Annotated in this window: 13 protein-coding genes; 1 reads left to right on the forward strand and 12 read right to left on the reverse strand. The window is 58.0% G+C overall.

Features of this window, described 5'->3' with window-relative positions:
• Positions 1–249: 249 nt before the first annotated feature.
• The 11 genes from Q2B33_RS01135 to Q2B33_RS01185 form a co-directional block, all read right to left on the reverse strand.
• Positions 250–1,938 carry a PP2C family protein-serine/threonine phosphatase gene (locus Q2B33_RS01135; protein WP_300565784.1) on the reverse strand — a complete coding sequence of 563 codons (1,689 nt, stop codon included), beginning with the start codon at positions 1,936–1,938 and terminating at the stop codon, positions 250–252.
• Between the two features lie 24 nt (positions 1,939–1,962).
• Positions 1,963–3,669, reverse strand: a complete 1,707-nt coding sequence (locus Q2B33_RS01140) for an MATE family efflux transporter (RefSeq protein ID WP_300565786.1) — start codon at positions 3,667–3,669, stop codon at positions 1,963–1,965.
• Between the two features lie 2 nt (positions 3,670–3,671).
• On the reverse strand, positions 3,672–5,276 hold the full coding sequence (locus Q2B33_RS01145; protein ID WP_300565788.1) for a GH3 auxin-responsive promoter family protein: 1,605 nt from the start codon (positions 5,274–5,276) through the stop codon (positions 3,672–3,674).
• Positions 5,277–5,351: 75 nt separating this feature from the next.
• Positions 5,352–7,733 carry a LuxR C-terminal-related transcriptional regulator gene (locus tag Q2B33_RS01150; RefSeq protein ID WP_300783147.1) on the reverse strand — a complete coding sequence of 794 codons (2,382 nt, stop codon included), beginning with the start codon at positions 7,731–7,733 and terminating at the stop codon, positions 5,352–5,354.
• Complete coding sequence (locus Q2B33_RS01155; RefSeq protein WP_300815084.1) at positions 7,726–9,912, reverse strand: ATP-binding protein; 2,187 nt, start codon at positions 9,910–9,912, stop codon at positions 7,726–7,728. The genes Q2B33_RS01150 and Q2B33_RS01155 overlap by 8 nt, the downstream gene beginning before the upstream one ends.
• 164 nt (positions 9,913–10,076) lie before the next feature.
• Positions 10,077–12,311 (reverse strand): hypothetical protein, encoded by a 2,235-nt coding sequence (locus tag Q2B33_RS01160; RefSeq protein WP_296471580.1) that lies wholly within the window; start codon positions 12,309–12,311, stop codon positions 10,077–10,079.
• Between the two features lie 29 nt (positions 12,312–12,340).
• Positions 12,341–14,452, reverse strand: a complete 2,112-nt coding sequence (locus Q2B33_RS01165; RefSeq protein WP_300567052.1) for a hypothetical protein — start codon at positions 14,450–14,452, stop codon at positions 12,341–12,343.
• Between the two features lie 95 nt (positions 14,453–14,547).
• Positions 14,548–15,390: a GNAT family N-acetyltransferase gene (locus Q2B33_RS01170; RefSeq protein WP_300567049.1), complete on the reverse strand. Its 843-nt coding sequence runs from the start codon at positions 15,388–15,390 to the stop codon at positions 14,548–14,550.
• A gap of 43 nt (positions 15,391–15,433) precedes the next feature.
• On the reverse strand, positions 15,434–17,854 hold the full coding sequence (locus Q2B33_RS01175) for a hypothetical protein (RefSeq protein WP_300567046.1): 2,421 nt from the start codon (positions 17,852–17,854) through the stop codon (positions 15,434–15,436).
• 61 nt (positions 17,855–17,915) lie between these two features.
• Positions 17,916–20,252, reverse strand: a complete 2,337-nt coding sequence (locus Q2B33_RS01180; RefSeq protein ID WP_300567043.1) for an ATP-binding protein — start codon at positions 20,250–20,252, stop codon at positions 17,916–17,918.
• Between the two features lie 18 nt (positions 20,253–20,270).
• Positions 20,271–20,501 (reverse strand): hypothetical protein, encoded by a 231-nt coding sequence (locus Q2B33_RS01185; protein ID WP_300567040.1) that lies wholly within the window; start codon positions 20,499–20,501, stop codon positions 20,271–20,273.
• A gap of 158 nt (positions 20,502–20,659) precedes the next feature.
• Between Q2B33_RS01185 and Q2B33_RS01190 the strand changes: the two genes are divergently transcribed.
• Positions 20,660–21,169, forward strand: coding sequence for an SH3 domain-containing protein (locus Q2B33_RS01190; RefSeq protein WP_296471589.1), 510 nt, complete (start codon positions 20,660–20,662; stop codon positions 21,167–21,169).
• Here the strand turns inward: Q2B33_RS01190 and Q2B33_RS01195 are convergent.
• Positions 21,081–21,566 (reverse strand): ATP-binding protein, encoded by a 486-nt coding sequence (locus tag Q2B33_RS01195; RefSeq protein ID WP_296471591.1) that lies wholly within the window; start codon positions 21,564–21,566, stop codon positions 21,081–21,083. The genes Q2B33_RS01190 and Q2B33_RS01195 overlap by 89 nt on opposite strands.
• Positions 21,567–21,611 lie beyond the last annotated feature (45 nt).

Below are 21,611 nucleotides of genomic sequence, written 5' to 3' on the forward strand. Positions count from 1 at the left end.
GATCAGATCTGGTGACTGGAGTTCAGACGTGTGCTCTTCCGATCTGAACTTCCCCCCGACTCTCCAGCGCATGCGCCGTCACCCCTCCCGCCGACAGCATCTCGAACACCAACGCCGCCGACAGGAAAATCCCCATGGCACACCCCGTTCTCCGCCTATTGGCGCCGCGCGCCGCCCTCCGCTTCATCCACACTTTCTTACACCCAAAAACAGATTTCATTACTCCAATCCTCCATGTCTTAAACTCTCTCAACTACCGCAATACCGCACGCAAAGCATCGTAATGTCATCAAACTGCGCCGCCTCCCCCACGAACCGGTCGATGTCCCCTTTCACCTGCCCCAGCAGCTCACTGGGCGACGCCCCCGGGACCCGGTTCAGCGATGCCAGCAGCCGCTCCCGCTCAAACTGCTCCTCCTCCGCGTTCACCGCATCCGGCGCCCCATCGGAGTACACATAGATGCTGTCCCCCTTATGCATCCAAATCTCATATTCCTGATACTGCATCCCCGGCATGACGCCCATGACGAACCCATGAGGATCGTCCAGCATCTCATACTCTCCGCCATCCTTCTTCATGATCGGATACTCATGCCCCGCGTTCACCGCCGTCAGCTTCCCGGTGGAGATCTCCAGAATCCCCAGCCAAACCGTCACGAACATCTCCGCCTCATTGTTCTCGCAGAGCTGGTCGTTCACCGCCTGCAGGATCTGGGCCGGGGAGTCCCCCATCTGGGCCTGGTTCTTGATCAATGTCTTGGAAATCACCATGAAGAGCGCCGCCGGAATCCCCTTTCCCGACACGTCCGCCACCACCAATGCCAGATGGTCCGAATCCGTGAGGAAGAAATCATAGAAATCCCCTCCCACCTCCTTGGCAGGATTCATGGTGGCGAAGATATCGAACTCCTGCCTACCCGGAAAAGCCGGGAAGATTCTGGGCAGCATATCCGCCTGGATCTGGGTGGCCACGTTCAGCTCCGCGCCGATTCGCTCCTTCTCCGCCGTCACCTTGGTCAGATTGTCGATATAATGGTTGATGTCCCTTTCCATCTTCAGGAGCGTCTCGCTCAGGGTCTGGATCTCATCCCCGGTACGAATCTTCTCAAGCTCCGTGGACACCTGGTTCTCCTCCTTCACAAAGCTGCTGGCCTCCCCCGCAATCAGATTGATAGGGGCGATAATCGAGCGGTACAGGATATGTACGTACACCGCCAGGCAGAGCACCGTCACCACCAGCATGCTCAACACCGAGTGGGACACATAGTCCCCCAGGGCCTTCTGCAGCGTGGCCATGGGGATCTCCACCCCGATCACCGCAGCTGTGGAGCCCTCCAGCACGATCGGGAGGATCGCCGAAGTGTTGTAGCCATAGATGCTCTCGGAGATGAAATAGCTGTCCGAGCGCTCCCCGCTCCTGGCCAGGGCCACTGCCTCCTTGATGTACGCCGGGCTCAGCCCGCCCATGTCACCGAACCGGTAAGGCTCCACATAGCTGTCCATGATATAAGTCATGGGATTCCAGCTCCTCCCGTCCCCCGAGGCATCCTGCGTCCCCTCCAGCTCCTCCAGATAGAAGTCGTACAGCTCCTCCACATCCAACTGGGCCAGATAAATGTCGTTGGCCCCCATATGCTCCCGCAGACGGTCCATCTGCCCCCGAAGCTCCTGATACCGGCCGGAAGCCATCTCCCGCTCCAGCGTCTCCCCGGGGACCTCCCCCGCTTTGAACTGAGCCGCCATATGGATATAGCGCTCCAGCTCCCCCTCCTCGAAGAATCCCAGGAACGTCTCCGCCACCTGATAGGCCATATCGTTATACTGCTTCTGGATATAGGCCCGATACTGGATGTACCCGATTCCGGTGCACGCCGCGCAGATCAGCACAGCCAGAACCGCGAATCCTGTCAAAATCTTCAATACCAAATGTTTTCTCATACGCCCGCTCCTGATTTCCCTCCCCTATATCACGACTATCAGGGTATTCAGCCCCAATGTATTCTGGTACTCCGTCTTCTTGGCCATCTTCATGATCATGCTCACCCCCAGATACTCCAGACCCGCCTCCGCGTACTCCAGGGAATTGTACCGCTTTCCCTCCGAGCGGATGCGCAGGATCCCGCCCTCTCCCGTGCGCAGGATCCTCACGTCCATGAAGCCCTGACGATGCATGGATTTCTCCGCGGTGATCACCATCAGCTCCTCCAGCGCCAGGCTGATGGTCATGGTCTGGTCCTCCGTGAAGCCATTGGCCTGGCAGAAGTCCTGGATCTTCTCGCTGGCCTCACAGATGGCCTCATTGTCGCAGGCCACGGTGAAGTTGATGCACTTTCCCTCCCGGAATGCCGTCTCGTCCAGCATGTACAGGCTGCACCGCCCGAATCTGCGCCTGGTGACCAGAAGCCCTGCCCCGATCCACAGAGCCCCTGTCACGAGCTCCGCCAGCCAGTAGAAGCCGAAGATCCCGTCTCCCAAAGGCTTCAGCCACCATGCCACAGCCACCGTCACTACCAGCACCCGCAGCACCGTGATCAGATTCGCCATGCCGGACTTCATGGTGGCATAGTAATAATAAGTCATCACGCTGTTGAGCGTGCCGAAGATTACGCCTACCCCTAAGCATCCCACCGCGAACGAAAGGTCCATAGAGCTGCCGAACAGCCTCCCCACCTGGCCTCCCGCTAAGAGCATGAACCCGGCAAAGGCCGATGAGAGCCAGAATCCGCAGACCAGCTGAATCTTCAACAGCTTTTTCACGGACAGGGGATCCTGCTCCCCCTGATAGATCCCCAGCATGGCGGAACCGGCCTGGGGCACCCCGTTCTGGATGCAGATGGAAAACTCGTTCAGATTGTTGGTCACGGCAAAGGCCGCCACCATGCCGCTGCCCCCCGCCAGGTCCATGATCTGGTTCAGCAGCACGATCCGAAAGGCCGAGCACAGATTGTTGGCCGCCATAGGGCTCCCGGCCTTTACGATCCTGCGGACCTCCTCCACGCGGGGGCGCACAGGCCGGAAGTGGAAGCCATCCTTCAGCCTGATGAGGAACCCGAAGCTCATGCCGCAGGCCACCATGGTAGCCAGCACGCTGGCCCAGGCCGCGCCGCCGATGCCAAAGTCAAAGACATACAGGAACACATAGTCCAGCAGGATGTTCAGCGCCGTCATGGTCATCATGGCAAGCGCCGACAAATCCGTCTTCCCCGCCAGCCTCAGATAGAAAAAAGGCACATACAGGAGAATCTTGAACACGCCCCCCAAAAACGTGATCCGGATATAGGTCTCCACCAGCTCCCAGGAATCCCCGGACCCCAGGCTCCTCGCCAAAGGCCCCGACAGCAGGAAGCCCGCCGCGCACAGCAATATCCCAATCGCAGCCGCCAGCTCCAGCCCAAGGGAGTAATACCGCTGCCCCTCCTCCTGCCTGTTCTCCCCCAGGGCCGCCGCGGATTCCGCGAACGCCCCGGAGGCGATCAGGGAGCCCACCGTACACAGGAGCAGATACACCGCCAGGCTCTGGTTCACGCTGGCGATCCCCAGCTCCCCCATCTTCCTGCCCACCAGGATCCCGTCGAAGAGGACATTGATTGTCCCTCCCAGGATGGCGGCCATATTGGGAATCAGCGCCCGGTAATAGACCCTGGTGAGCATTTTCTGGTCGAAATACATGGTCAGCAAATCCTTTCTTTCATAAATGCGATCAGCCTTTGATCCGTGAGATACTGCAGGGGCTTCAGCTGGGACTGCCCCGCCAGGAAGCGCCTGCGGCACTCCGGATGGGTCCCTTTCTCCACCCGGCGCACACAGGGCTCCCCGATCAGCCCCAGCCCCCGCAGATCCCGGTAATCCTCATTCTGCTCCATCAAAATCCTATCCAGGATCCCCCCGCAGTCCAGTCCGTCCAATCCTTCCTCCGTCTCCACAAAGCATTGATACCTGCCGGGGAGCAGTTCTTTCTCGTCATAGACACTGTACTCCAGGACATGTACCCTGCATTCCCTGGCCAGAAGCTCCACCGCCCTGGAAATCGTCTGCAGATCCGTCTTCTCTCCGGCGATGTTGATGGCCTGGTTCTTCCGGAAGCAGACCTCAAACACAGGCGCCTGGCCGCAGAAGCCCGTCACCCTCACCACATCGTTCAGCCGGTAGCGGTAAAGGCCGGAGAAATTCGTGACTACGATTTCATAATATTCCCCCGTCTCCAGCTCCTCTATGGTTCTGGGCCTCCCGTCACCCTCTTTTTCATAGGGGATGAATTCGTAGAACCCGCTGCGGGGCATCAGCACATTCTCCTTGCTCTCCAGCCTCATGGTGATCGCCATCATGCACTCGCTGGCCGCATAGGTGAAATAATGCACCGGCACCTCTCCCAAGTAGGCCCGCAGCATGGGCTCCTGGGCCGCAAAGGTGCTCCCCCCTACGCCGCTGACGAATTTCACCCCGGGCCAGAGCCTCCCTAGGATTCCCGCGAACCCGGCTGCGCACTCCCTCTCCACCCTTTCCAGCCACCCCTCCTGCGGCACAGGCAGCGCCAGGAGGGCTTCCCTCACCGAATCGGACAGAGGCGCCTCCCGGGGAATCCGCCTGTATGTAATGTCCTCCAGCACCCGCCTCCAGTTCTCCTCAAAATACCGGAAGAACAACAGGATGTCATACAGGAAGAACGCCTGGATCCCCGCCATCTCCGGCGAAGAGAGCATGACCCACAGCTTACCATAGGGCACATCCCCCATCCCTTTGGAGAAGAGCAGCCTGGTCCCGCCCAGATACCGCTCCTCCAGCTGGAAGCTCTCTCTGTCATAGAGCTCCCGGAAATAGGCCGCGGACAGAATCGTATCCCTCTCCGGAACCGGCGGCTCCATCCGGAACACGCTCAGATGCAGATATTTCCCGGCATCCATGCCCGGTATGCAGGCATACGCGGCATAGTAGATGGGGGAAATGCAGCGGCCCAGGGCCTCCTTTGTGAGCGGAATCCTCTTCTGCCTGCCTGTGCTCCCGGAGGTCATGATATAGTGCTTGACCTCATAGGCAGTCAATACCCGCTCCTCCCCCTGCTCCATGCGGGCGACCTCCTCCTCATAATCCCGGTAATCCGACAGGGGGACCTGCCTTTGATACTCCTCCGCGTCCCTAATCGCAGCAAAGCCATGCCTTCTGCCGTACTCCGTGTCCTTGTTGTCCTCCATCAGACGGCGCAGGTTCTCGCGGCTGATCCTGACGGCATCCCGGCAGTCCTCCAGGAACCGCTCCCGCGCGCTCTCCCATTCGTTCATGTCAAATCTATCCTTTCAGCTCTTTCCTTCCAAATGCTATCTTTCCGACGCTTTCCTTCCATCTCTGCCCTTTCGTCACAGAAGCCCCCGGTTCCTGGCCTCATGGATCGCGGCCGCCTTGTTGGTCACTCCCAGCTTCTTATAGGTCTCCTTGTTGTGGTATTTGATGGTGTTCTTCGTGATTCCCAGCTGGCTGGCGATCTGTTCCGTGGAACAGCCGTCCGCCTGCAGCCGCAGGATCTTCAGCGCATTGGGCGCAAGGGCCACATTCCCCTCCTCATGCTTTTTCAGATAGGCGGGATAAAAGTCGGCCATCCGCTGGCATTCCTCCAGCACCTGCTTTTTGTACTTCCGGTCAGTCCAGGCAAATTCCCCCGCCCGCAGGAGCCTCAGCGCAGCGCCGCCCTCCCTGGAGATCACACGGACGAAATGGTAGCTCTCCGCCTCCGCGATGCATTCCTGCATGTTCTTCTCCCAGTCTCCCCAGCCCATATGATACAGCGCAATGGCCAGCAGGAGCTTCGCCTCCATGCGGACATACGTCCTGCCCATCCTGTCCGCGTAGTACAGAAGCTTCTCCAAAAGCCCCACCGCCTGCTCGTACCTGCCGTTCAGAAGATACGCCCTGGCTTTCACCAAGTAGCGCAGACGCTCCATGGACCAGAATTCCTGATGCTCGTCCGGCGCCTCCTTCATCCAGTCCATCACTTCCTTCATCCGCCCCTGGTACATGAAAAGCCAGCATTTCAGGGCCCTGATGTTCTCAAGCAGCCTGGGGCTTTTCTGCATGGCCGTCTTCTCGAATCCTGAAAGCCGCTCCAGCGCGTCCTCTGCATGCCCCCGCAGCAGGGAGAGCTGCCCCAGGAGCCATACGGCCACGAAGCGCTGCTCCGTCTTCCCCACGCTCTCCGCCTGCATCATCCCCTTCTCCGCCAGAGAGACGACCTCATAGCTGTCCATGCCCTTTTCCAGGAAGCTTTCCGCCAGGGCTAAGCTCACCAGGCCCTTGCCATTGTTTCCCAGCACCAGGGAGACCATCTTTCCGATGCTGGCCGCCAGCTCCTTATCCTTTCTGCTCCACTCGCAGAAATCCTTCCCGCCGTTCATCTGGGAGGGAAGATTGCTTGTGACGGAGAATTCCGAAAGCACCACCCGATGCTCCCGAATCAAGGTATAGGCATGCTTGAGGATGTCCACCATCTGTATGGTCCCCCGGTGGGGCAGTCCGATGTCCAGATACAGGAGCCTGCTTTTCGCCTCCTTTCTGGCGCTTCCCGTGTGGTTCGCGGCATAGGCTTCCAGCTCACCATACCACCGTTCGCTCTCTTCCACGTTCATCCGGATCGACTGCAGCATGCTCATGCAGGACATCAGCACCGGGCTCTCCCGCACCGTATCCTCCGACAGGGACAGATAGTAATGCCGAAGCTCAAAGTAGTGGCCGTTGGCCGGATTCTCCCTGGCATTGGTAATCAGCAGCCTGGAGATCTCGCCCTCATCCTGACAGGCCGAATAGGCCTGGAGCGCCCGGGCGATGTCGCCCCTCATCTCATAGCAGTAGCCGGCATTGCAGTAGATCCGATGGATGCGCTCTGCCTTGACGCTCCGCATCAGGCGCCGATGCATGGATCTGGCGAAAGCGGTCTTGTACCGATAGGTCCCGTCTTTGTTCACCATAAAATCCCCGGTCTCCATGGCCTGCTCCAAAAGCTCCTCCACGTTCTTTTTGCCGGTGACCATCCGGGCCATCTGCACATCGAACGACTCCACCACGGACAGCTCCATCAAAAATTCCTGCAGCTCCAGGTCCCACTGATCGTACACATGGGTCTCCAGGTAATTGCTCATATAGTCCTTGGCGTGGTTGTAGACCCTTTCCTGATTGTCCACATCCGATTCCCTGCTCCCAAGGCCATTTCGCAGAAGCTCCAGGGCCAGGATGCGAAGCGCCAGGGGATGGCCGCCTGCCTCCTTCCAGATGCGCTCGGATATCCTTTCTCCCGGATATACTTCCCAGGACTCGAAATAAGCGTCCTGCTCCTCCCTCTCCAGCAGCATATCCTCTTCCCCGATCACGCAGAACAGATGGTTCACATACAGGGACATGAGCCATCTGGGAATCTGGCATCTGGAAATCAGGATCAGCCACACCTCCCTGCGCTCCATCAGATCCTCCAGGACCGGATAGATCTCCTCCCGCAGCTCCGGCGAGGTGAGCAGATACAGATCGTCGAAGACCATGATCCCCTCCTGGCCTTCCTTCGGTATCTGGAGGTCCCAGTCGGCATAATCCGCAGCCGAATAATAGGCATATTTCCTCCGGCCCAGATAATCCTTGACAAACGTGGTCTTGCCAAGTCCCGTCACGCCGCACAGATACACTGTCTGGCCCAGGCTCTGCGCCAGCTTCATCTTCTTCACCGCCCTCTTCGGCCGAAAATATCTTGTATCAGGCATGGCTTCCTCCCCTTCCCATTTCCATATATAGCGCGGTGTACAGTTCCTGATCGATTCCCGTCCGTCCGATCCGCCGGTATTCCAGGTCCACAGCCCCGATCAAATCCTGATTGCCGATCCTGCGGTGCTCCGCCGCCGCCCGATAGGCCGCCGTGAGCGCCGCGGACTTGATCCCGCTTCCAGTCAGCTCCGCCACCCGGGCATACACGCCAAAATCAATCCCTTTCTCCAGCGGAGCCTCCTCAGGAAACACCTTTTCCCACAAAGCCAGCCGCTCCTCCTCCCCCGGCTGCTCGATGGGGATCAGAAAGGTCATCCGCCGCTTAAAGGCATTGTCGAAATTCTGCATCACATTGGTGGCCAGGATGGACACGCCGGAGTACTCCTCGATCCTTTGGAGCAGATAGGCCGTCTCCGCGTTGGCATGGCGGTCATTGGAGCTCGCCACCTCCGTCCGCTTGGTGAACAGCGCGTCCGCCTCATCGAAGAACAGGATGGCGTTGGAGAACCTGGCGGCATCGAACACCGCCCCCAGATTCTTCTCCGTCTCCCCGATGTATTTGCTGCCGATCTGGGACAGGTCGATCCGGTAGATGTCCAGCCCAAGCTCATTGGCCAGCACCTGGGCCGTCATGGTCTTGCCGGTTCCGGGGGGCCCGTAGAGCAGGATGGAAAGCCCTCTGCCATAGGGGAGCTTTCTGCCGAATCCATACTCCTCGTTGACCACGCTGCGAAAGCGTATCCGGTCGCAGGCATGCTCCAGCTGCTTCCTGCTCTCCCCGGAAAGCTGCAGGTCCTCCCACCCAAAGGGGCTGTCAAGCCGGGCGGCGTACCGGCCCAGGCTGCCGCTGCACTGATGCCGGATTTCCTCCTCCAGCCCCCGCTTCCCCAGGAGAAAGGCGTCCCCCGCCATGGGCGCGGCCAGCATGGCGCACGCAAGGGTCTCCCGGATCCGCCCGGGCGTCAGGTCGTATAGGGACACCAACTGATCCAAATCCACATCCTCCGCGAACCCGATTCCGTACTCCCCGGCGAAATGCCCCCAGAACGCTTTCTGCTCCCTGGCGCCCGGCTTCTCCACGGCAATCCGGTACACATGCCCCAGGATCTCCGTCTCCTCCCTCCAGGAGGCGTCTGCGCCTATCAGGAACCTGCCCACATAGTCCTTTAAGAACACCAGCGCCTGCGCCAACGGCCCTGCCGCCTCCCGCCCCACCCCGTTCATGTCCAGATACAGGATATGCCCTGCAAGCACTGTCTTTAAAACCGCCTCCTCCAGGGCCTGGGCCACCGCCTCCGGGCCCTTGGCCAGCAGCTTCCTCCCATGGATGCACAGCGCCTCCATCCCCAGGGAATCCCCCAGGGCCTGGGCCAGATACCTTTTGCCCGTGCCGGGGATCCCCTGGAGCAGGACGACCCCGTCCTCCCGCAGCACCGTCATCCGCACGAAGACCTGGATCAGGCGCTCCAGCGCCTCCTGGTGGCAGAGGACAAGGTCCGTATCCCCCTCCTCCAGCACCTGGGCGCAGTACGCCATGCCGCCCAGCATCTTCCGATTGCCGTACACCAGAGAGACCACCGGCTTCCTGAGGCTGATCGGGCGGGACAGCCTGGACAGCCTGGCATCGTCCCGCTGCGGCTGCAGCAGGAAACGGTTGAGAAAGCGGTCCTCGTCCAGGAGGAGCCCCGGCATGTTCTGCGCCTCCTCCAAAAACAAGCCGCACAGATCGTGCACCAGCCCCGCCGTGGGCTTGGCCGTGCCGCTCCTCTCCTCCTGCAGGACGCCGAATATCCGTTCGTACTTCCTGCTGCGGTCCCCGCAGGCGGCCAGGAGAAAGGCCATCATCTCCACCGGCTCCAGGTTCTCCGAAAGGAACCCGGAAAGGGGCAGACTGGCCCCCGCCCCCTCAGGCCCCCGCCCTTTTCGCAGCAGAAGCTCGAAGATGTCCCGCACCTGCTTCCTGCAGGGGAATGCCGCCCTCTCCCCGGGCTCCAGGGTCTTCACCAGGGCCTCATCCTCCAAAAGGCAGCCGATCCTCCCCAGGCTCTCCGGGCGCTTCTGCTCCTTCATCACCAGGCTGATCATACAGAGCATATCCACGAAACGCTCCCAGGCGCTCCACTGCTCCGCCGCTGAGGCAAAAGGCTCCTCCGTCGTCCCCTGAAAATAAAGTTCCATAAAACCGTAGGTATCCTGTTCTGTCTTCATCCTGTCCGTCCCTGTCCTTTTTCTGTCCCTGGCACCCCAAGCCCATGCGTTCAGCACTGGGCTGTCAGCGCTGTCCTTTTATGTCCCTTGTACCTTGGCTCCAATGCTGTCCACGCTGGCTGGCCGCCCTGGGTTTAGGCCTGCCGCCTTCTGACAGCTTCCTCCCTCATGGCGGAAAGCCTCTCCCGCTCCACCCGGTGCTTTTCCTGCTTCTGCGCCATCCGCTGCCGTCTCTTTTCTCCGGGGCCTCCAATCTCCTGGAGCTCTACAAGCTGGCATCTGATCCAGTTGCCGTTCTCTCCCCGCAGCTGATCCTGCTGGATGTCCTCCAGCTCATACTCGGATAGCTGGTCCGGCTCCCGAATCTCCTGGGTGTGTTTTTTGTAATAGACGGGCCTGGGCTCTCCCAGCACCTGCAGGGTAGTTCCCTGAGGAATCAGGACCTCCATCTCATCCTCCACCATGGACTGCTCGGTAATGTTCACGGAACCTTTTCCGTCCAGCCGGAACCGGAAGAGCGCCTTGTCCTTTTCGCCTTCTCCGGATTTCTCATAAAAGTCCATGGCGATATTGGGAGCCATGGAGGTGCTCAAAAACGAGTCCGTGACGATGTTCCCCCTTTTCCTCATGGCGGAGGTCAGCTTCCCGCCCCGGTAGGTGGTGCCCCGAAACGCATGGTCGCTGCCCAAGAAGCGAACCCCCCGCCCCCACCTGTCATAGGTATCCGTCATCTCCCCTTCGCCTGTGTCCCGGCTGCCCCTCTCCTCCATCCCTTCCTGGAGGATGCGGGCGCTGAGCTTCGCCACATCGAAGCCCATCTCTCCCACCGCAGCCCTTGCCCTTCTCTGCATTTTCCGCTCCTCTTCGTCCTCCTCCAAGACTTCCTTTTTCGAAAGCTTCCAGGCCGCCAGGCGGGAGGCATAGTCTCCATACTTGCCGCCTGTGTTCATGACAGAGTACAGCTCTCCGCTGTAGACGCCCACCGCAGTGTCATATGCCCCAATCCCTGCAAAGATGTCCTCCGCGTTCTCGTCCTCCACCATGCTCTCGCCCGAGTATTTCTGCAGATAGGCATTCATGATTTTCAAATAGACCGTCTCATGGGGGAAACGCGCGTTGGGCGCAAGGGTCTGGCGGATCAGGGATTCCTCCAGGGGGGCGATGGTCCGGTACATGTTCGCGGCCTCCGACAGGTCCTCGCTGCCCTTCACTCCAGCGTTGTGGGATCCCTTCAAAATCTCGTACAGGGAGTGGTCCCTGCTGCTCACCATCCAGGCGATCAGCGCCAGCCGGAAGAAGAGCAGGTCGTTCTTGCTGGCTCCTAACAGCCGGTAGGCCCCCAGCATCCGGAGGGTGGTGCCTGAGGGTCCCGCCGTCTGCAGCATCCCCTCCGCCGTCACAGGCGTATCCATCCGGAAATAAGCCTGCCCTTCCTTCCACTTCAGATTGCCTTCCGCGTCCAGGCCGTTGGCCATCTCCCGTTCCGACAGGCCCAGCCCCAGCCTTTCGTAATGTTCCTTTCCAAGCCCGGCCTGCTCTTCCTTCTTTTTATTGCTCCGGGAGAACTTGCTGGAAAATGCCGCCCGGAACGCCCGCTTGATGCCGGAGGCCCATCTGGTGAGCGCGTTCCCTCTGTGCTTCAGATAATCCTGCCCGCGCCTTAAGTCCCTGGCCATGGAATAGGTGTCGAACAAGTCCTCCCCCTTCCCATAATGCCCCATCTCCCGCAAAAGGTCAAACCGGATTTTGGATTCCATCCCCCCGGCCCTCATCTGCTCCTCATCCGCTTCGGTAATGTTCAGGAGAAGATTCTTTAAGGAACGGCTCTCCGCGATCTCCTCCTTGGTCTTGCCGCCATTTAAGAACATCCCGTTATAGAGCATGGTCATCTGTTCCCGCAGATTCCCGTCCTCAAGGACATTCTGGATATTCTCCCTGTTCAGCTGGTCCGCGTCCCTTTGGAACAGAAAGGCGCCCGCATCCACGCCCAGCCTCTCCGCCTCCTGCTCCCCCGCTTCGTCCCCCTCCTGCCAGCGGCCGATCTGCCCCGCCCCGCTTCCGCTGTTCCTCTGGAGCAGCGCGCCCTCCAAGACGCGCCAGTCGTCAGGAGAGCGCCCGCCCACCTGCTCCGCCACCTCCCCCAGGGCCGTAAGGTCCTGGGCCTGTTCCCCGTTCAGCCCTCTTTTGACCTGATAGTAACCGGTCAATGTCTGGCTCAGCTTGCTGAGCGCCGTGGCGGCCGCCTGCTGCACATAGCTGGTGCGGTACAGATTGGCGGCGAACTTGTCTTCATATTCCTGGGCCGTGGACTGCCAGTCCGGATGCTGATAGATGATTTTGTAGGCTTCCTTGGTATATGCGTCTCCCATGTCCTCACTCCTTTATTCACGCGGCATTCTCAATACCCTCTGGTCTCCCGCAGCCATTTTTCCATATCCGTATAAATCTGGTCGTACAGAAATCTGACCTGACTCCTGTTTTCTGTCCGAAGCTTATTGATTTTAGTCATCAGCATCTCAACCGTCTGCACGCGGCCCTCCAAATCGCTGTCATAATCCTGCTTCTCCTGGGCGATGGAATATTCCTTCTCAATAAAGTGCCTGATTGCCACGCTCCTGGGCATCTGCCGGGTCTCCGGAGCCAAAAAGTTCCAGTTAAAATGCTCCGCGCCCGCCACTTGCTGCATTTTGTCTGCGGGCATGCGTTCCACAGACTTGATCACCTCATCGAACAGCACGTCATTCTCATCGAAAAACGTATCCCAGCGCACGTCCAGATGATCCGTAGACGCGGCTTGAAGCATCACGCTTCTGGTCCTGTCACCCACCATCGCGTTTCGGACCATGCCATGTTTATAGTCCGAAAAGGTTTTGAAATTATCCCTCGGATTATTGTACCGAGACCTGGCCTCACCCTCTGCTATGGTAACGGTCTGATAATAGTCCACCAGCCGCTTCAGCTCCTGGTCCGCCGGGTCATTCTTGTCATACATCCCCGGCAGCTCCTCTAAATACTCGATAAACATAAGCATACCCTGCATATTGGTAAAGTCGTTTTTAAAATCATCGATGTGTTCCTCTATTTCCTGGGGGGACATGAGCATAATGCCATTTCCGTATTTTCGCTTTACATAGTTCATCTGCTTTCGAAGCTGTTCCTTGAACATCTTCATCCCATTCAGATTTGCCTGCCGGCAGACCTCCACCTCCTGCGGATCGCTGATATGGACAGGCGTCATGGCCAGGTTTTCCACCATCTCTTCCATCTGCGCCTTCGGCATGTGCTGGACTGCCTTCAGCCTGGGAAGATTGGACAGCTTCCGGGTCAGGCCCTCTTTCATCCTTTTCGATTCCCCCGCAACATAATAATCGGACGTCAGACGGTCATGCACGGCATTCCCCGGCGCATTGAACTGTCGGAAATATTCCGCATGACGGGAATCTTCAATTTTTTCATCATTTTTCTGAAATTCAACGTTTTTGGGCGTATTGTTCATTGACACCCTTGCCTTTGTCTCAAAATCCTTTTCCTCCTCCAGGACTACATCCCTATACTGCTCCAGCCAGCCATTCTCCGCTCCGAACTCCTCTTTGCCCTTCATCCATTCCGCATGCCACAAAAGCAATGTGAGGTTCTTCTGTTCCAGGGTATCCCCTTCATGATACCTGTAGGAAATCTCTGAATTATAGTGGGTCCTGTACCAGGAATCCGTCATCACCTTTTTCTGGATGGTATAATAGTCCGCAATCTGCTCCCCCAGGTCCAGCTTCGCCAGCAGATTCTGCTTATCTTCCTTTGTGAGTTGTGCGGTCATCTCCGGGTGCTCGGCGATTAAATGCTTCAGGCCCTGGGTCTTTCCGGTCAGCTCTTCCAGCCGGAGGCTGTCCTTGGCCACAGTCTCGTCTGTGCGCAGATCCACACCGAAGTCCAGATTCATGTACTGGCTGATACAGGCATTTATCTGATCCTGGTTCAGGTTCCCCTCCTCCATCCGCCCGGGGAGCAGCGCCTGGTTTGCGCCCTCATCCTGCGTCAGGAACTGGCCAAGCGCCTTGAAGTCATTTGCAGAACAGCCTTCCGGCTGTCCCCTTAAGCCCTTCATCCTGTCTGCAAGCGCAGCATTCCAGAGCCTTTCGGACTCTTCCACCGTCCTGGCGTCCTGCTCTTTCTTCCGAAGCCTGGACCCCCGGATATGGGAACGTACTTTCCTCTTTGTGGAACCCATGTTCTCTTTATAGCTGGTGGCAAAGACCTGCTGAGAAAACGCCAAGGCAGGAATCTGAATCCTGCTGCTCTCCCTAATCTGGGCAATCTTTCCCTTCCTGTCCCGTTTTTCCGCCTTGGCAGCGTTAGACGCTCTGGTCCTTAGCAGGCTGTACTCATTCCACTGCCGCCTGGCTTCCTTTGACATCGCATCATCTTTCTGCTTCATCTCGTAGGCCTGCTCTGCTGTGGAAAACATTTTGTGCACGCTGTCCAGCCTCTGCAGCTCATCTGTGGTCAATGGCATCTTCCCACCTCCTATTCCAGTTCCGCAGATACCCAAATCAGTACCAGGTATGGGCATCTGCTGTTTTAATAGCTCAAACCTCAAAAGTTCAAACCTCAATAATAGTAATATCTGGTCACGGCCTGCCCCCGCAGCACCGCCTTCTGGTCGGTCATGCTCCCTACCATTTTCTCCGTGGCCTGGGTCAGGGCGTTGATGTAGATCCAGGAGGAATCGCTGCAGCGCGTCTTCAGGTTCTGATAGCTGGCCTGGAACAGGTTCATCATATCCCCGGGGGAGGCATTCTTCAGCACGCAGAAATAGGACAGCAGGAAATCTTCCTCCAATTGCTCAAACAGGATGCAGCCTACAGGTTCCCCCTGTTTGAACAGCAGGAAGCTGGCATCCTGGTCATACACATATTTGACCTCCAGCTCTGTCTCCCCCGCCTCGTCCTTCGGAAGCCCCTCCAGCTTCTCCGCAAAACGGTTCCACATCCTGGCCGTCACCTCCGACAAGGGCAGGACGGCTTTCCTCAGGTTGTCCTCATCCGGCTCCTTTCCGAAATACTTAAGGGACAGGTCCCCGAAAGCCGTCCGGTACACCGGCGTCCTGACCTCATCAAGCTCAAAAAGGTTCTTGGAAAGGCACTGGTCCAAATCCTCCTGTTCCGCATTCAGCGCATATTGGCACATCGTCAAATCAATACCGGAATACCGACCGATCTCATGGAGCCCCTCCAGAAGAGCGGTGGCAATCCCCTTCCTCCGATACTCCTGGGCCACGAACAGGTACTGCAAGGCCATGATATGCTCCGGCTCCTCGGTGGCTGCCAGTATCCCGCAGGCTGCCCCCTCCTCGATGGCGCCCAGGACCAAATCCGCTTTTTCCCACAGCTCCCGGGGCATCAGCGGCTCAAAATAGCTCTGGTTTTCTTCTCTTACGATTGTAATCTCCATCTTTTTCTCTCCTTTTAACGAAATGTCCGGTTCCGATCATCCGTTACAGCTGAACCTTACCCCGCTCCTTCGAGTAATGCTCTGCCGCCTGAAGCAGATCCTCCGCCAGATGCTCGTACATTCTTCTCAGTGCAAGATCCCCCTGGTCGCCAAGCCTTTCCGCTTCCTGTAACGCCTGTCTGCGGATATCGAGGGCAGTCTCATAGTGCGCATAGAGCCGGTACATTTCCAGGGTCGCCCTCATGCTCCGTTCCGTCCCGGTCAGAGGCAGTTCCGGAACATCCTCGCCCGGATGGCGTTCCTCCCAGCCTCTCCTGTACTCTTCGCGGCGTGTGACATATGCCTCATAGGCCTCGGCCTCCCTGTCCAGAACGTCCTCTGACATGCCGCCCATGGTCTTTGCCGCCGCCTGGAACAGTTCCCGCATGCTTTTTCCTTCCAGCCGTTCCTTCGCATCTTTTTCTACAAAGCGCCGGGCCGCCTCTTCCCTTGACAGATGCTCTGTCTCCGGGAACATCTGATGCCAGTCCGGGCCGCCTGCCATGCCGGCCTCCCCCGTCCGCTCTTTGATCCGCTCCCGCATATCCTGTTGGGAGAGGGCGGCGGGAATCTCCGCTCCCTTTACGTCCGCCTCATCGAACGCCACGCCCCAGCGGATATCAAGGTGCATGGTGTCGCTGAGCTGAATCACCGTTTCCGCGCTCCTCTCCTCCTCCACTATCCCCAGCGCCACTCTTCTCTTGTAGTCGGAATAGGTCTGGCTGCCTGTACTTTGGCCCCGGACGCCGCTCTTCTCCACAGTGTCTATGGCAACGCAGCGCAGGTAATAGTTATACAGCCGTTCCATCTCCACATCGCTCTCATCCTGAGGGTCGAACAGGCCCGGAAGCCTTTTCAGATAATCGATGAACCTTTCCAGTCCCTGCATGTTGGTGAAATCATTCTTAAATTCATGTCCATGCTGCACAAGCTCCTCCGGGGAGAGCAGAATCAGGCCGTTCCCGTATTTTCTCTTCAGATAATTCATCTGCTTTTTCAACAGATCCTTGAACTGCCCCATTCCTTTCAGGTTCGCCTGCCGACAGCTCTCCACCTCTTCCGTGTCATTGACATTCTGGGGTTCCCTGGCCAGATTCTCCACCATGCTCCTGACATATTCCGGATCTGCATGCTGTACCGCCCTCCACCGGGGCAGATTGGCCATCCTCCTCACGAAAGACTCTCCCATGGCCTCCTGCTCCCCTGCCACCTGATAGTAGTTCGTCCGCTCCAGACGCTGCACGACAGCGTCATCCTCACGCCCCACAAGCTCCCTGAAATAGGCGGCATGCCTGGAGTCCTCGATCCGGGGATCGTTCTTGCCGGACTCAGATTCCTGCTCTCCCAGTATCGCTTTGAACGCACGGGTCTCCTCTGCTTCCCCCTTGTCCTGGGTGGTCTCCCGATAAGCCTGGAACCGCGTCAGGAATTCTGCAGAGGGGGAGAGGCCCTGCTTGTTTTTCAGGTTCTCCGCCTGCCATAAAAGCATGGTAAGGTTTTTTGCCTCCAATGTGTCGCTTTCATGATACCGATAAGAAATCTCCGAATTATAGTGGCTTCTGTAGCGGGCATTGGTGACGACCTTCTTCCGTATGGCGTAATAATTGGCCAGATCCTGGGCCACCTCAAGCTTCGCGTCAAAGTCGATCCTGTCATCCTCGCTCAGGCTCTCCCGAATCTGCGGGAACTGCTTCAGCAGGCGCTTCATCTCCCGAACCTTCTGGGCCACCCCCTCCAGTTCCGGGGACGCCTGGGCGAAAGACCGGTCCGTCCGCAGGTCAAAATTCAGGTTCATTTCCATGAACCGGTTCTTGCAGACTCTGGCCATATCCTCCTGATTCTCGGAAAGCCGTAGCAGTTCCTCGTCCTTCGCCTGATTCCCGGTCAGGAACACCCCGATTTTCTGCACCCGAGCCTCCAGTGCCGCCCTCTCCTGGGGTGGACGGCTATCCAGCAGTTTCCGTTTGTTCTCCGTCAGAGTCGCCTCCCAGGCATCGCCACTGGCTTCCGCCAACCTGGCGTTTTCCTCCTTCTGGTGCAGGGCGGAGATTTTCCAGCCCTGGCGCGTCTTCCGCTTTCCGGCGCTGATGCTCTCCTTGGATTTTCGGGCATATGTTTCTCCCTGGACGCTCACGCCCTTGGTAGTGAAAGCCACCGTCGGCATAATAATCTGGCAGCCCTGGCGCACGGCCTGGATACGGCTCTCCCTGCGCTCCCTGGCCTGACGCTGCGCTTCCCGCCTGGCCTGTGTCTGGAGGTTCAGGGCTTTTACTTCCTCCATCTCCTCCGGGGACAGCTGGAGCGCGCCCTGGCTCCTGTTTTGATTTAAATTCTCAGTCTGGATCTGATTTTGGTTCGCGGTTACGTTCACGGGATTTTGCAGTTCTGCGGGCTGGTTGTTCGATGTCTTATCTCCTAATGGCATATCATTCCTCCTATTAAAATCGCTGCGCGACTTTACCGATGTTATTATTCTCTTTTGAACCTTACAGCCCCACCAGCGAGGCGTAGGGCTCGAAGTCCGACCTGGTGAAGACTTTTCCTGTCTTGACGAATTCGTAGCGGATGGCCTGGAGATAATGCTTCATGCAGACCTCCTGCCCGTCCCCGTCCGCCGCCGCCAGAAAGGCAGCGTTGAGGATGCAGTTCTTGATATTTCCTCCCACGAACTCGAATTTCTCCGCCAGGAACCGGATGTCCACATCCTCCCCCAGGGGCGTCCCCTTAGGGATGGTGGTCTTCCACAGCATCTCCCTGGTGTCCGCGTCCGGGAACTGGAATTCCACGATGTACTTCATGCGCCGGAAGAACGCCGGGTCGATATTGTGCTTGTAGTTGGTGGCCAGCACGGATACCCCATCATAGGCCTCCACCTCCTGCAAAAGCAGCGCCGTCTTGTTGTTGTTGGAAGCCTGGTTGCTGCCCCCGTCGTCGGAGCGCTTGGCGAACAGCGTGTCGCACTCGTCGAAGAACAGCACCACATTGCACTTCTTAGCCTCCCGGAAGATCATGGAGATGGACTTCTCCGTCTCGCCCACATATTTGTCGATGACCTTGGACAGATCCACCCGGTACAGCTCCAGGTTCAGCTCATGGGCGATCACCTGGGCGCACATGGACTTTCCCGTGCCGGGAGCCCCGAACAACAGGATGGACAAGCCTCTGCCGTAAGGGTATTTCTTCGTATAGTTCCAATTGTCGTACACTTTCTTTCGGAAATTCATCTGGTCGATGGCATGTTCCAAGGTCTCCCTCTGGTCCCTGTTCATGACGATGTCCTCAAAGCCGAAATTGGCCTTCACCTTGGTGGCCTTCTGGGTCAGCTCCGAGCTCATCTGCTCATTGCACCCCCTGAAAAGGGTGGCCCTGGGGATCCTCTCCTTCTGTTCCATGGCGGCGAAGCTCCTGGCCTGGTGGAGGGCAGACTTGATCTTGCCCGGGGTGAACAGGAACTTGGTGGCCATCTCCAGCAGGTCCACATCGTCTTCCAGGGCATAGCCTTTGGAAAAATGCCGCCAGCAGTCCTCCCGCTCCTGGTTGGAGGGGGTGGGGAGCTCCAGCTCGGTGAATTCCTCCTTTGTCATCTCCCGCATGGACAGCTTCTCCCTGCTGACGGTAAAGACCAGGATTCCGTGGTCTTTCAGCTTGGAAAAGGCCAGGTCCATATAGCCGAAGAATTTGTCTTTCTCCTCCTCCCGGTAGACCAGGTCGTCCAGGCAGCAGCAGGCCCCGGTGAGGATGCATTCCCTGGTCACCGCCCAGAGGGCCTGATCCACGAAGCTGAAATCATACACGAACAGCTTCTTGCAGTTGATGGAGATGGCCCGCAGCCCCTGCTTCCTGCAGAAATGCCGGATAAAGAACTTCCTGCCGCTCCCCTCGTCCCCATAATAGGAGAAGATTCCCACGCCGTCCCCATAGGAGATCTCCATGGCGTCCAGGACCCCCTGGTTGGCCAGAATCGGATCCAGCCTCTCCTCCTCTTCGGTCAGAAGCTTCATGAAGCGCACGTAAGTCTCGTCCAGGCGCAGGGGATGTCTGCCAAAGAGAAAGTCGATCATCCGCTTGTCGGGGGAGATCACCGTGGAAAAGGGCATCGCATCCCTCACCTGGAGATGCAGCACCGGGAGAAGCTGCTCCAGGCACACGGACATGTCCCCGTAAGCCCCCGTGATGGAAAAGCCCTCTCCATAGTACAGCTTGGCCGCGGACTCGATGGTGGGCAGGGGCAGCCCGCCGTTCTCGTTGATGACCTGGAACACCCCCGCATAGTCGGTCTGGGTGGAGGAGAGGATCCCGCAGGCCAGACAGAACACCGTAAAGGATTCGTATTCCAGCTTCCTGCAGATCTCATAAAAGGGCAGCGCGATGCCTGCCTCCGCGGCGGCTCCGGCCCTGGACTGGATATAGTCCACCATCTCCTCTATGCTCCAGGGCTCCCCGGGCGCGCTCTTCCCCTCTGTAGCTGCCTCCCAGCGCTGGTCCTGTTCCTCCAGATACTCGCCGAACAGCTCCAGCAGCGCCGGGTCAAAGCTCTCCTGCCCGTCTTTTGTTCCTTTCGTCTCTTCTGTTTCCTCCGCCTTTTCGGCTCCCTGGCGCTCTTCCCCCCGCATCCTGAACTGGCCAAGCTTCTCCTTGCAGGTGTCATGGGCGATCTCCAGATCCGGGTACAGCACATTCTTGTAGTCCCCCTGCCCCGTGGCGTAGATTTCCTTCAGGCGCTGCAGATACCGGTTGATCGCCTCGTTCACGCAGGCGAACAGATACTCCATATAGCTCTCATAGCTGTCAAACGCGTCGCTTTTCTGCTCTCTGTCAAACAATGTCCCTCTCCCCCTCCGTCATCCCTGCTCCTCCTGCCGTCCTCCCACCCGGAAGACCGCGCCCTCATCGAACACGCTCCCCCTGGTATTGATCCCATCCCCCATCACCGACCCAAAGGCTCCCGGCTCCTGGTTCACCGCTTTCTGGCGCGTCCTGGGCAAATAGGTATAAGTCTCTTCCGCCTCGTCCCCCGGCGCTCTCCGCCTTTTCTCCCGCTTCTTCGCATCCTGAATCAATCTGTCCGTCACCCGCATCTTAGCTCCTTTTCTCCCTTGGAAATGCCTTTCCTCCATGGAAATGCCCCGCTTCCATTAATATGTCCCGCTCATTTCTCGTTGTCTTTTTTTCCAAACCATGCTATGATAAATACAGTCATAGATACAGCCAAAGCAAGGAGACACACACTATGAGAAAATTGGAAAAGGATAAGAGATTCCCAAGCTATGTCATCGCAGGTTCCTACATTCTGGCCGGCATCCTGATCTGTTCCGCCCTGTTCCTGTTGGGCTCCTCCCTGGCGAAGAACCCTTTCGCCTCCGGATCCATCTTCCCGGCCTCCGCCTCCGCAAAGGAGGAGGATGGGACATTGTCCGGCGCTTCCCAGGCGGTGGACGCCTCCCCCCAGGAGACGGCAGAGCCTCCCGCAACACAGGCAATGGAGCCGGAGCCGGTCTACTACTCCTTTGTCACCCTGAATACCAGAAGCGTGCTCCATGTCCGCAAACAGCCCGGCATGGACGGCGAAATCATCGACTACCTAGATCCCGGCACCACCGGCTATGTGCTGGAGCGGGGCGATGACTGGAGCCTGGTCCAGACTTCTGAAATCACAGGGTATGTGTCGAATCAGTATCTTCAGTTCCAGGAGATTCCTGCGGAGGAATATCTTCCCGAAGCGGAAGATGCTTCTCAATAGCCAGGATATTGTACCCGTCTTCATACCGGTAAGTGATTTTGTCCATACACTGCTTTACCATATAGATTCCAAGTCCCCCGATTTCCCGCTCCCCCGCCGAGAGCGAGATGTCGGGGTCTTCTTTCTCCAGCGGGTTGTAGGGAACCCCCCTGTCTTTGAACACCACCCTGCAGATCCGCGGATTCTGCGTGACCTCCATCTGCACAGTGGCCTCCCCCTTCTTTCCTCCGTAGGCGTAATGGGCGATATTGACATAAATCTCTTCCACCGAAATCAAAACCTCAGTCTTGACCTCATCCGGGCATCCGTTCTTACACAGATGCGACTCAATCGCGTCCAGCACGGTATATAATGTATCATCGCTGGCCTGCAGCGTGATGTCCTGCATTCTATCCATCTTTCCCTCCTCGTATGCCGTCCCTGTTCCGTATCGTGTAAGCGT

The sequence above is a fragment of the uncultured Acetatifactor sp. genome, assembly GCF_948601915.1.
Lineage (GTDB): Bacteria > Bacillota > Clostridia > Lachnospirales > Lachnospiraceae > Acetatifactor.

Coding starts and splice junctions, on each gene's coding strand:
- Q2B33_RS01135 (WP_300565784.1), bottom strand. CDS start 1,938: ATGAGAAAACATTTGGTATTGAAGATTTTGACAGGATTCGCGGTTCTG.
- Q2B33_RS01140 (WP_300565786.1), bottom strand. CDS start 3,669: ATGTATTTCGACCAGAAAATGCTCACCAGGGTCTATTACCGGGCGCTG.
- Q2B33_RS01145 (WP_300565788.1), bottom strand. CDS start 5,276: ATGAACGAATGGGAGAGCGCGCGGGAGCGGTTCCTGGAGGACTGCCGG.
- Q2B33_RS01150 (WP_300783147.1), bottom strand. CDS start 7,733: ATGCCTGATACAAGATATTTTCGGCCGAAGAGGGCGGTGAAGAAGATG.
- Q2B33_RS01155 (WP_300815084.1), bottom strand. CDS start 9,912: ATGGAACTTTATTTTCAGGGGACGACGGAGGAGCCTTTTGCCTCAGCG.
- Q2B33_RS01160 (WP_296471580.1), bottom strand. CDS start 12,311: ATGGGAGACGCATATACCAAGGAAGCCTACAAAATCATCTATCAGCAT.
- Q2B33_RS01165 (WP_300567052.1), bottom strand. CDS start 14,452: ATGCCATTGACCACAGATGAGCTGCAGAGGCTGGACAGCGTGCACAAA.
- Q2B33_RS01170 (WP_300567049.1), bottom strand. CDS start 15,390: ATGGAGATTACAATCGTAAGAGAAGAAAACCAGAGCTATTTTGAGCCG.
- Q2B33_RS01175 (WP_300567046.1), bottom strand. CDS start 17,854: ATGCCATTAGGAGATAAGACATCGAACAACCAGCCCGCAGAACTGCAA.
- Q2B33_RS01190 (WP_296471589.1), top strand. CDS start 20,660: ATGAGAAAATTGGAAAAGGATAAGAGATTCCCAAGCTATGTCATCGCA.
- Q2B33_RS01195 (WP_296471591.1), bottom strand. CDS start 21,566: ATGGATAGAATGCAGGACATCACGCTGCAGGCCAGCGATGATACATTA.